Source organism: Vibrio albus, from assembly GCF_003144035.1.
Lineage (GTDB): Bacteria > Pseudomonadota > Gammaproteobacteria > Enterobacterales > Vibrionaceae > Vibrio > Vibrio albus.
In genome coordinates, this window is the sequence record NZ_QFWT01000001.1 from 41,304 (window position 1) to 54,261 (window position 12,958).

General features: G+C 39.9%; 7 protein-coding genes. All 7 read right to left on the minus strand.

Annotation, left to right across the window (positions count from 1 at the left end; genetic code table 11):
* Window positions 1-8: 8 nt before the first annotated feature.
* On the minus strand, window positions 9-1,136 hold the full coding sequence (gene csm6 / locus DI392_RS00140) for a CRISPR-associated ring nuclease Csm6 (protein ID WP_109317887.1): 1,128 nt from the start codon (window positions 1,134-1,136) through the stop codon (window positions 9-11).
* A gap of 107 nt (window positions 1,137-1,243) precedes the next feature.
* Complete coding sequence (locus DI392_RS00145) at window positions 1,244-3,397, minus strand: UvrD-helicase domain-containing protein (protein ID WP_219930874.1); 2,154 nt, start codon at window positions 3,395-3,397, stop codon at window positions 1,244-1,246.
* A gap of 186 nt (window positions 3,398-3,583) precedes the next feature.
* Complete coding sequence (locus DI392_RS00150) at window positions 3,584-8,425, minus strand: protein NO VEIN domain-containing protein (RefSeq protein WP_109317889.1); 4,842 nt, start codon at window positions 8,423-8,425, stop codon at window positions 3,584-3,586.
* A gap of 112 nt (window positions 8,426-8,537) precedes the next feature.
* Complete coding sequence (locus tag DI392_RS19460) at window positions 8,538-8,813, minus strand: hypothetical protein (RefSeq protein ID WP_146194514.1); 276 nt, start codon at window positions 8,811-8,813, stop codon at window positions 8,538-8,540.
* 351 nt (window positions 8,814-9,164) lie between these two features.
* Complete coding sequence (locus DI392_RS00160; RefSeq protein ID WP_109317891.1) at window positions 9,165-10,307, minus strand: HNH endonuclease; 1,143 nt, start codon at window positions 10,305-10,307, stop codon at window positions 9,165-9,167.
* Window positions 10,308-11,015, minus strand: coding sequence for an OmpA family protein (locus tag DI392_RS00165; RefSeq protein ID WP_245883883.1), 708 nt, complete (start codon window positions 11,013-11,015; stop codon window positions 10,308-10,310). It lies immediately after the preceding gene.
* Entirely contained in the window at window positions 11,015-12,832 is a 1,818-nt protein-coding gene (locus tag DI392_RS00170) for a hypothetical protein (protein ID WP_109317892.1), read from the minus strand. Before DI392_RS00170 ends, DI392_RS00165 begins: the two co-directional genes overlap by 1 nt.
* Window positions 12,833-12,958: the final 126 nt, after the last annotated feature.

The following is a 12,958-nucleotide window of genomic DNA, read 5'->3' on the forward strand; positions in this document are numbered from 1 at the left end:
TACTTAGCTCAACCTACTATCTTGACCGGTTTATTTAACTGGCATAGTGAAACGTTGTAATAATAATCTGTACCTTGAGCATGAGATTGAATATCTAATTTAACACTCACATCCGCAGGCAGTGACTTTTTAAGCTTATTATTTATTGTCGAACAAATCGGTTGTAAAAAATCCTTTCCCATACCTGTTAAAGATGAGTAATCCCCTTCTTTAAAATCTTCTGGTGTGGTTTTGAATGAATTAAAAATCCGCGGATCAGAAGCCAGTTCGCTATAACATTGTAGAAATGCTTTGCTATGTTCGGTGTTATCAGCAAAATCACGATCAACTTTCAACCCCTCTTCACCTTTAGCCAAAAGCCATAGGTAAAACGCCATCTCCTTTGCGGTTAATTTAATATCAACCCCCACAGCCGAAATCAACAACGAGGATTTATCAATGGTAACAGAAAAATCATCGTGATTACTGGCGTTTAACATTCCGACTGTCTGGCTAAAAGAGTAACTGCCCATAGAAGCAATTAATGAGGGATCAATCGAATTTCTCATCCGCACAAAAGGGATTTCCGCTAATGTGACGTTCGCCTTACTCACATCCACTTCCCCCTGACCATGTTTCCCGGTTACCCATTTTTCATTTTTTGTCGGATACCAGAAGTCACGAACGAACTCAAAAGCGTCATCGACAAAGACATGACTAAGCACATCCTGCTCGCGACCAAACATCGACATCGCGTAACCAAAATAAAACGCCATAGTTTTACGACCACCAGCCAGGGAGGCATAAATGGCAAGGTTATCATCCTGAGTCAGCTCAAACACTTTGCGGGTAATAAAATCCGCCATCGAAGTTTGATCTTCAATGGATTTGGCATCTTCGACCAATTGACCTGCTTCATCTTCAATAACCCAAATATGGCTTTCATCAAACTTAAAATCGGGAAGTTGATATTCATCTTTAAGCGCTTGCAGATAGCCATCTCGAAATAGACCATTCACCAATATAGGTTTGGCATCTAGAGTGGTAATTACATACACTTCTTCGGGAAATGGACGTCCACTCTGGTGGAGGGCATATAAGGTTTCGGTTAAAACCTGCGGACTTGCGCCTGTTGTGGATAAGAGGATGTTTTTCATATTGCTATAACGTTTTTAATCCACTATAAACACTGATATTTTTATATGCAACCTCTATCTGGACATCGGATTATTTATATGTATTAATGAGTTATAATGTGTACAATTCAACCAATAAACTTACTCGGCTTACCTGAAGAGCTTACATACAACCGCTTTACTGCCCGAGTAGCAGCAACATGAAGCAATGCTCTTTCATTAAACTCCAGCTCTCTCTGTTCGACAGGATCCTCGGATACGGACCTGTAATAAGGCACTACACCATCATTTACGGCAACAATAAACACAAACTGAAATTCTAGCCCTTTCACGCGATGCATGCTGGCGATACGGATACCATCAACATTTCTGTCCTCAATGCCATTACGCTGCACTAGATAAGTAGATAAGCCATTGTTTTCCAACATATCTATATATGGCTGTCTGACGTAATCTGTTCTTGCCACCAGACAGATATCTTTTTGTGGTACGCCTTCATCCAGAAGGGTTTTGATCTCTTTATGAATCCCAGTTCTCTCTTCATCCTGAGAGTCAAAGCACTTGATAAATGGGTCATCACCATGAAATAAGGAGAGATAATCATCGTTGCGATCATCCTCACCATCGAGGTTATCTACTGTAACACCATTCAGGATACTGACTGCAAAGCGACGGGTTTCTTCAGTTGTACGATAGTTGATTTTCAATTTGCGACCACGACCACGGATATTGACACCACACTGTCCAAGAACAACTTTTCGGCTATAAATTCGCTGATGGCCATCACCCACAATAAACATGTCATTGGCTTGCTCTGGCACCACTTTCCGTAATAACTTGAATGCCTGCATCCCCATATCCTGAGCCTCATCCACGACAACAGATGCATAGGGCATATTGATCGACTTCTGCTCGATAATCTGAACGACATCAACCATCGCATCAGGCATTTCTTTAATATTATGGAAATTCAACTGATTGCGGTATTCCTCAAAAACAGGCCAAATCTTAGCTCGTTGAGGCCTGGTTAACGAGGTACCACGCCCTACCCGCTTAGCTTTAAAGTAGCTTTTCATATCAAAGATATTCTGGGGTTGAACCACTAAGCGCCATTCTTCCTGGTAAAAATTATCCGTCAGAGATAGTTCCGTTGGCTTGAGATTCATTGCTGTTTTCCAGCATGCTTCTCGCTTATTATTGTAATCATACACAACGTTATAACTATATTTATGGCGCTTCAAAAAGCCATATATCCAGCGGTCAATATTGACGACCTCTATTCGCTTCATTACCTCTGGTGTACAAATCTTATTAAGATTGTGTTCAATATCTGCAGCAAGATTTTTAGTAAAGGTCGTAAACAAGATTTTCTTGTTTGAATCAGTAGAAAGCTGTTCTGCCAGCCAACGAGCCCTATGCATAGCAACTACAGTTTTACCGGTACCAGCACCTCCAGAAACGCGAACAGGACCATTCCAATTACGGTTAACCAATTTCCTTTGACTTGGATGCAAGAAAACACGCCATTTTTCCAGCGGAGCATTCAACATTTGCTCCAGTTCAATATCATCCTCGACCAGCATAAAGCGGCTCTTGCTGCCTGCTCGGTGTAACGCGGCATCAAAATCTTCCGTATCAACTTCAATATCAGAACCATGTACCTCATTAAGATCAGCCAGCAGCTCATCATAAGGCGTTCCGGCGGCGAGCAAATAGAGCGGTTCGTAGGCATCAGCGGGCAGCACTTTTTCCATCATTTCTAACTGAACATCATCTGTTAACTGAAGTACTCTATCGATGAATACTTCAGGGACACCCAGCTCTAGGAGTTGCTGATTGCTGTAATCCCTGAATAAAGTAAGCACTGGTACAGTTGGAGAAGCCTCAAAAGCATCCACTTTCAGAGCTTTTTTGCTTATAACCTCATTTTTTTCAACATAAGTTGTATCAATAATTTGAATAACACCCGTTGAAGGGTGAATCTGACAGCTATATCGCTTAGCCCATTCGTAAGCTTTATCGTGGTGATCCACCCATAATAAGATAAAAGAACTTCCCTTATCCGGCTGGAAAATTATAGCCCGATAAGTCTGATCCACTCTGGCAGAACGAAGATTCTTACTCCTACTCTCAATTATTTTTTCCAGGTGGAGTCCTGAACTCTTTGAATTTGCTCGAAACTTATGAATGAACTCATTAACCTTTTTCTGCTGCTGCTTCGGCAATGCGGCAAAAGCAGTAAAAAAAGTATCTGAAATCGCGAGTTGTTGACTATCTGCCATTATTATTCTACTCCTATAACCACTAACTGTTGCTCGACCAGTACTTCATTAGCAGGGTCAATGAAACACTGCTACCCCCAAACTTTTTACTGTTTTCTTATGCTCTTGCTTTTTTTCAGTTAACAAAGCAATCTTATTATTGTAACGACTAACTTAAATTGGAGGCTGTTTTAATTAAGCTTACTCTTAGATTGTATCATTCAAAAAGTCCAGCCAATCCAGGTTGGATAACACTTCACTAACTGACGCTAAACGCCAACCTGAAATCTCAGGTAAATCATCATCTAGATAAATACCAGCTTTCAGCGAAGGCCAACATAATTCAAGGGATGCAATTATCATTCCGGCTTCATTTTGCACATCAAATCCAATCTCAGGTTCGGGTAACTGCCGCTTAGCGGTTGCCAAGAATATCTTAAAACATTCCTCATCGAGCAAGTCAGCAACCTGATAGTCTTCTGTAGCAGACTTTTGAATCTCAGCAGTCGCTTGCCAATTACGATCAAAGTAATAAGCGTTAATCTTTGAGACAGGATTTACAATCTTATGGATAATAGGTTCAAAGAAAAGATACTCGACAACATAAAGCCAATAATTATCTTGTTCCTCAAGGCACATCCGATACTGAGCACTGCTAAGTCCTACACCTGTATTATTCCAGTTACCTCTATTGGCTTTCACTTCAACAAAGTACAGCTCACCAGTTTCGGTATCTAATGCAGCAATATCATAGCCAGGATTATTACCGCCCAAATGCTCAACTTCAAAGCCTTCAGATCGAAGTTGGTCTGCCACCAATTGCTCCGCTTTATCACCTATAGTCTTATTTTCCCTGCGAACACTTTCATCAGAAGCCGTAGAATCTCCAACCTCCATTGGTTCTGATGATACATAACTAAGTAATCGGTATCCGTCGGAATACTCACGAGGGGAAGATGATTGACCGTGAATTTCTTTCTGTTTTGTTCCGGAATGGTGTCTCTGACCTCTCGAATGACTTTCACTTGATGAGCTGTTTCCACCTCGACTTGAACTATAGCTTCGATTTGATGTTCCAGCATGTGAGTAAGAACTTGCAGAACCTGTTCGAGAAGCTCTATCGCCGCCTAAATCAGTGTTTCCATTGTGAGATGAGGTATAATCAACATCATGTAAATTATCCGAATAAGTGGATTCTGATGACTCTTGACCAATGTTATCGTCATACCCTGGATTGGTAGCGGAGACTATGTCATCAAGCCCATCTTCTGAGCTGTTGGCTCGCTCAGCCAGTATCTTTTCAACCTGCTCTATCTCTTTTTTCGTGAGTAGCCGCTCCCAGCCTTTTCGCTCTTTAATGCGATTTGCCTTGCTTTCAGTCGCACCCAACAAAGCTAAAACTGTGTCTTCCTGGCTTCGATAGTCCCTTTTGTACAGAGCCAGTGATAACTCAGACGCAACTGCTTCCGCAGATAACTCAGGTTCGTCATTACGTTCAAGGTAAAAGAGTGTCGATAGTTCCTCATCAAAATAGGCTTCCGGCGTAAAGGTTACGACTTGAAAATCGAGCCAATAATCAACCTCAACAGGCTCAGTTACTGTTCTTTCGTGACTCATTAAAATCATTTCTAATGAGCCATCTAACCACTCGTTATCATTTGTTTTCTTGCTTTGTTTCTTAGCACAGCAGAGTAATCGTAACGTATCATCGGTAAGTAACTTCTTATCAGGCTTAACTGTTTCTTCTATGTCCAGACTAATTTCAGACTCCATACACTCAGAAGCTCGCCTAATCCCGAGAACATTGTATAAAGGTTCAAAATCATCATGATCTCGCCCCCTTGTTATCCAAATGAACCTTATTCCTTCCTCTGAAAAAGAAGTTCTCATACGTTCGTGAATATCACTTACAAATATCTCATCACAATTAAACCAACGTCGCTCCTGTTGACCTTCCTCATTTGAATAAGGCTGACTAAGGCACTTTGCCTCAGATACAAAATCATTAAACCAAGAATCACGCTCATCCGGTTCAGTACTACGAATATATTGCAGTAAACTTTCGTAAATCGGTGCCATTTGCTCCCTAGGATCAGGGATATCCGACTCCTGAATTCTTAACCAAGCATTTGCAAAATGCTCTGCTGACGGTCTTGACTGAACTCCAATAATATCAAGCCAAAAAGACTGCATACCGTCTAGATAAAAGTCACTTAACCAATGGAAAACATCACCAAGAACATTTTTTTGTGAAATCCACACCGCATCACTGGCCTTACACCAGTTACGCTCTCCTGATGGACAATAGATAAGTTCCTCGTTAGAAAATACTTTTCTGAGATCTTTACTTATCGCAGCAAGATGTCGATAAATATTGCTCATGTGCTTTATATCTTTCTTCTCGTTTTGAGAAGACCAGGCACGTAATACATCAAGCACACTACCTGAAGATATATCAGCAGTTAATTGGAATTCATTGATAAGAACATCTGGTAAATCAATTTCCAGATAGTTAAGAGCATCACCGTAATTCTCTCGCGCTTGAATCGAAGGGAGAAAAACCTCATAGATAGATTTCAATCCATTATTGGTAGGAAGCCATTTTAGCTGCTGAAGTAATTGCCAAATTTCACTATCAATCCTTTTGCAATGAGGCGACCGATAAAAATACCTGATAGTCTGGAACTTCCATGATCTCTCACTCTCAATCACTGCTGCAAGCCACTGAACAAAAATGTTTACGACAGAATTATTACGAAACCTTTTTGGCTCCCTAAATAGAACTGGTGCAACACAAACTTGTTGTTCAATTATTTCGGTTGAATCTAGTTTTGTAAGCGTATCCTTCAAGTAGCTCTCGTAGGAGTTAGAGAATGTATGTCTGGGTATAATTGGGGGGATGTTTCGCCACTTTGAAACTGTAGCTAACAGAGACAAGGGAGCGTATGTGGCTCCTAGTTGGTGTAATACCTCCTCGGCATCGAGTTTTTTATATTTATCAAATAATTTCATGTAATCATCTGACAGAACAGAAAAGAAACGTTGTTCCTCACTTGAGAAAACCGTTTGCCAGACAATAGACTTGTCATACGCAGCAGGAGTTAATGGTGCTTCATCTTGATTAAATATGAATAAGCCATTATCAAGCTTTAATGGCAACCGAGTTTCCAGTTCATCTTTAATGTCCTCAGTCAGTCTGCCCCAATTTTGAAAAACAAAACGATTTAACTGCCATAACTGAACGCCATCAATATCAGCTAGATGTTCTTCACAGAATGGCAAGGCTACCTGTTCAAGGTACTCACTCTGTTTCAAGACAGAAATATCAAACAGATCCTTAATGTATTCATTAACACTACCAGCACGCATCAATAACTTTTGGAGCTCAGGTTCAAGCAACTCAAACGAAGCAGAATTATCTTCTGTATGCAAAGTTGGGTACCGGATACTTATATTGGCAGATTCAAAAACTTTGCATTTAGAGCGTGATTTGACACCATTAGTGGTTAACAATAATGGTGCAGCCCTCAGCAAATCAACATCACTACGATCTATATCCCATTTGGTAAACCAAGTGTATATTTCAAAAAACCACGAAGAATCAACCTTTAACAACAGATCGGAAGCAGCATGAATATAGGAGGAAATGATCGCTCCCAAATTTTTAGCAAATTCGATATTAAATAATGGCTCAATTTGAGACCTGAATTTAATAGCTAAAGTGGATGGAATATATACATCTACCTTGCAACTTTTATCAACCAAACGTTCCATTATGCCAGAAATATCTTGAGTTCCATCATCAGGAATTGCGCACTCTAGTGGACGTCTTAGTTCCCCGGCGACACTAGGAACAAATGCAAGTTCTTTAAGCTTTTCTGTAACCTCTTCAAACACTGGTAGCAGGAATTCATTACTGCACTTCTCAACGATAGGAATCCACTTAAATGACTGAAGTGATACGTCCTTTACCAACAAATTTGCCAGCGTATCGTATACAAATAGCGAGATTTCCTTCTGCATCCATAGATTCCATTGTTTATCAACCAGTAGACTTTCGCGACTAGCTGGCAACAAGAAGTCAGCATTCACCAAAAATGGTAACCCTGTATAAAGTTCAGTGGGTAAATAAGCATAAAGTCGATTTTTAGCTCTTTGCCGCCCAAAAGGAAATGCAAGGGTAATATCTCTGTGCTTAACACCAACTCTTTTCTCCTCATTTAGTTTTTCAGGGACTTTTACTGTACGTTTCTCAACATGGTATCGTCTGGTAGTAGTACCTTTCGGACTTTTTACAGTTACGAAAGTTCTCTCTCCCTCAACTGATTTTTCGTAGTGGGTTATATTTCCACCTATCGACACAGAAATAGCTGTCAACTTATTTAAAAACAGTAGAATAGAGACATCCAATTTTTTAAGTTCATCACCTATTTTCTGGTAAATGTTTTCTCCTTCTCCTGAGCGCAAAGGTAACAAGATACAGGTTGTAAATTTTGTTAACTTTATTTTTACCTCAAGTGGAATATTATTTATTAGGTAAGGAATTATGTAACCAAGTCCGGTTAACTCATCTCTATCCTTAAAGAAAAAATGATAACCATTAGAAAAGATATGTGGTACAGGACTTACTGCAAACACCGACTTAAAACCGATTCCTTTTTCGCCAATGTAACCGGCATCTTTACTTGATGACTTCGTTGAGCTACCAACAGAGGAGAGCGCCTTGATATTATCAATAGAAAACCCAACTTCATTGTTGTAGATAGCTAAGCAGCCCGAGCACCCTTCTGTATTGGTCGGGTCGGTTTCCAATAACTCAAAAAGCAATTCAGGCTTTTCACAATCAGCATAATGGTTGTCTTCTGCGTTCTGAATTAGCTCAAAAACAAAGTGCAGCTCTTTTGAATAAAGCTGTTCGGAAAGAATACTAACACTGTTATCCAGATCCTTTCGGATCTCAGGTTGTAGTCTACATACTCCGGTTGACTCATCGATCTGATACTTATTTTTTCGATAATCAAGAATCTCTTGTTTTTTAAAGCTATTCATAATTGCCTTGCCTACTAATTCATTGTTTTTCGGTAGATCATGAAAATTTCCTTTCCTCGAGTATTGAAGGGATGACTCTTGTGTTTATTGTTCTTTTCCATCTACCCGCAAATTATCTATTTTTTGACGTTGTAGAAATAATCTCCTCAAATTCTATATCACTGAGTGGAACTTGATAGCAATGCCAACCCAAAACACCAAATTTCTGAACAGACTGAGGGTCAGCATCATCGTTAAAAATACAAACTTTAAAAGCTGGCCAAGCTAACTCCACATCAGCAACAATCATGTCATTAATAATAAGTTCATAGCCACATACCGGAGTTAATACTTTATTTTTAATAAAATATTCGCACTCTTCTTGGAGATAGGTGTTTTTGTTCTTCAAGATGTTTTGTTCTTTCTCTACTGAGCTCTGTGATCTGATTGAACTCCTTCAATGAATCGTTTACGTCATCCATAAATGAATAAAAACTATCTAACGCTGAATTTGCAGCTTTTCCAACCGCCTTATCCCTCACCTTTGCACTATTCATTGCCTGTTCATACTCTGGTTTTGGCTTTGTGCATTTCATTATTAAGCCAGAAACCACAATAAGTGGGATAGCGATATATGTTAAATAGACCCCTACGTAGGAAACAGTGCAAAGAGTTAAAATATACAGAGCCAACGTAACCCAAAACAAATACTGCTTTTGAATGCATAACGACACCTTTACTCCTTCAACTGTGTTAATTATCATAAAATCTGGTTATAGATACCGGTAGCAAACCCTTCTATAAACTCATCTGTACGTACTACTTGCCAACCGCTCGAAGCAATTAAACTCTTTTCCTCATCATCCAGGACGATAGCCAACCTAGAATCAGGCCACGCTAACTCTGCACACCCGACGACTTCTGAACAGGTATTGACGATATCCATACCTACCTCTGGCTTATTTGTTCGTCTCTGTTGACACATATGAAGTACGCCATGTACCGCAGCATCAGAATACTCAAAAAGCTCCTGCCAATTATTATGGTCGTTTAAAATGGATTGCCTCTTACGAAGCTCAATGATGAGGTGCTTATCTTTTCTCGGAACAAACATGTGCTCATGAAAGGCTTCTTTACTATGACAATCAGCGCATAGCACTCTAAGATTTGATTCTTTATTGTCGGATTTTACACCGTTGATATGGTGAGTATGTAGCAGGTGCCTATGGATTGCTTTATCTAAAACTACACCGCACTTTTCACACGTGAAATTCTGTTTCTGCTTATAATTAGCTGACACCCTAGCCCAGTCGGGGCTATAGCCATCATTTACCTCATCAGATAAGCGGGTAGGCATATAGAGGAAGTGAGAGCTGTACGTTGAGAAGAATTCATCCATAGCAAATGAATTGAATATTAAACCCTTATTACCTCCTACCTGATACCCTTTATAATTCAGGTGCCTCAAGCAAACTTTACAAACCTTAAGATCCGTCTCTCCTTCTATTGCTTCTTGTGTAAAACGATCATAGCCAGTAACAGAAAACATATCCGATGTATCATTGGTTACAACATATCGTTCAAAACGTCCTTTTTCACGCATCTCCTGAAGCACTTTACAGTCAGCTAAATGATATTTTCTTCCTTGGCTACCATCTTCCAGAGCTTTTCTTACACCAGCACCATGATCTCGTATATATAGAAGAACCTGTCTACCCTGATAACTAAGCAGACCGGAGATAGTCTCAACCTCACTTAAATCGACTTCTACCCCCTTAGCTAGCTGAATTCCAATAGGATCTCTTTCCCCGATATCAGAACCAGAAGTAAATACTCCTTTTTCTGATGGGTTCATTAACTGAACAGCTTTTGCAAGCCCACTAAACGTTACACTTAACTTCATCTAACGCTCCAAGATCTTGCGAATTTGTATCTCTGCATTGGTTATGATTCTAAAAGATACCCGGCGAGATTTTTTTTCATCTTCTTGCCCAGTTTCATCCAAAATCACTTTAGATGATGAATAACCTACAGCTGCCACATTAGCTTTTACCCAACCAGCATGCTTAATATGAATAGAATCAAGCTCTACGAGATAATGTAAAACCGTCCTGGTTCTTGCTTGGGATAAAGCCATATTGTTAAAATAAGCTTCATTGGCACTTGAGTCATGATTCCATCTACTTGATGTATGACCTTCAATACGAACTTCCTGAATATCTGGTTTGTACTGATTCAATACTCCCAGGTAACGAGGAAAAAAATCAGATAGTATTAACTCAAACTGAGAGGTCAAACTAGCTTCGCCATTTCGAAAAAGTACTTCCGGAGCAGTAAAGTTCAAGCTAAGACTATCTCGGTCTAATTCAGCCCCCCACTCCTTCAAATCATCTTTAAATTCCTCATAAAGAGCTTTATAAATTGCTTGTTGTGTCTGCTGATAGGTTTCTGCCACGTCTTTAATCTGATCTCTCTCTTGCATCGCATCTTGCATCAAAGCAACCGAAATGAACAAGAAAACCATCATAAGGCCAGCCATCAAATCTGATACCGACATCCAATGCTCGCCACCTTCTGATTGTGCTTTAGGTACACCAAACAAGCTGCTCATTAGTGAGCTCCCTGAGCAGAACGACTAACAACTTTAGACATTTCATTAGTAAGCTTGGAGTAGTCGCGAGTAAATTGTTGTGTAACTGTAGCCAGTTCGGTTCCCATCAGTTCAAGCGTACGGTTGATCTCCTGCTGCATTTCCTTATCAAAATATTCAACCTGGCTTTCAACCGACGAACCTGTTCTTTCAACGGCTTTTACAATCTGATCTTCAAGGGAACTGAATGTTCGCTGAACTTCTCGTGCTTGAAGTTGGAATACTTCGTTTAGTGAAGTTTCCAGGCGCTCTTTCATTTGCTGTATGGCATTGACTGATTCATCACGCATAGCCTTGGTATCAGATACCAATTGAATATTTGCGCTTTCTAATGTCTTGCTGGTAACTTCGGCATCTTCTTTAATTCCGGTAACCATTGCACGCATCACATTATTCATATCCGACAATGAATCGCTAAGCTCACTGCGTATTTGCTCTGCAGCAGTAGTTAACTCGTTATTCATTGTCTTCATATTGGATGAAGCTTCACCTGCATTCGACTCAAATACCTGCGATGCTTCAATTAACTTACCACCCATATCTTGAGCGCTAGTGGTTAATTTCTCACTTAACACATCCGCACCTTCGGTAGCTGCAATAGAGAAATCTTTGATTACTTTGCTTGATTGCTCCAGCATCTGCTCGTAATGCTCAGATGCAGCTTTCACTGAGTCACTTATCTCAGTCATGGTATTTTCAAGCTGAGTGCGAATTTGAGGCATTGCATCAACAGCTTTATCCCGAAGATCTTTGAAAGCTTCTAGTCGCTGTTCCAACTCAGTAACTTGACCATGTCCTAGTTCCATTACGGAATAAAGCTTTTCCATAGTTACCGGAATACTTTCAGCTCGCTCACTAATGTGGACAACAGACTGTTCTGTTGATGATATTGCATCAACACCTAGCTGATACTTCTTCTGCATATCCTCTAACTGAACGCGATAGTTTTCCTGCCAATCAACTAGCTTTTTCACTGACTCATCAAGGCGCTTAAAATTATCTCCAAACTGTTCGGTCAAATTATTGTTAAAATCGGTAATAACGTCCTTCAATGCATTAATTACCTGCTCCGTTGCCGATTTAGATAGCAGTTCACCAAAAAGCTTTAACTCACTCCAGAGCTTCTCTTGGAACTGCTCATGACGAGTCTCTTGTGTCTCAAAATGCTTGGATACATTACGACTTGCATCATTGATATCAGTACGCATATTCCGGATTTGAGACGTAAGTGAAGCATCTTCCTCCCCCTTTACAGCCCTTAATAACTCTTCATTCAGTGCAAGTTGCTTATTACTTGCTTCGGCCATATCGTCTAGCCCTTGAACAGATACAACCAATTTGTCAGTTGATCCCTTTAGATCCTGAATAGTAGATAGTTGCTGAGTCATTACCGAATAGATTTCTTCGGGCCCAACATTCACAATTTCAGCTTCCCCTTTCTTCTCAGCAATACCTTCAACACCTTTAAACAGGATCGAAAAAAACATACCAAATAAGCTGGTTAAAAAAGCTGTTTTTAAACCTTCAAGCAGTGCTGGTATACTCTCCGTGATATTGTTTGGGTCAAACTCCATTAGGCCGACGACAATACCGGTAAAGGTACCTAATATACCCAGCGAAGTTAGTAGATTAGGAGTTACTCTCACTAACCTTGTACTTTGTTTCTTGATAACAAAAAAAGTTGAAGTGACAAAGAGTGCAAAGATTATTATGAGAAAAAGATCTGAAATCGTCGAAGCCGTGAGTTTTGCGATTAACGTTGCTAGTATATTTGACATAATATTTATTGTAATTCATAAATTATGATAACCATTGTATATAAGATAGTACACATAACAACAGTTCAAAAGGTTCCCCCTCTGGCAGGATCGTTGTCACTGTTAAAATTTAACCAGTCAGGGGCG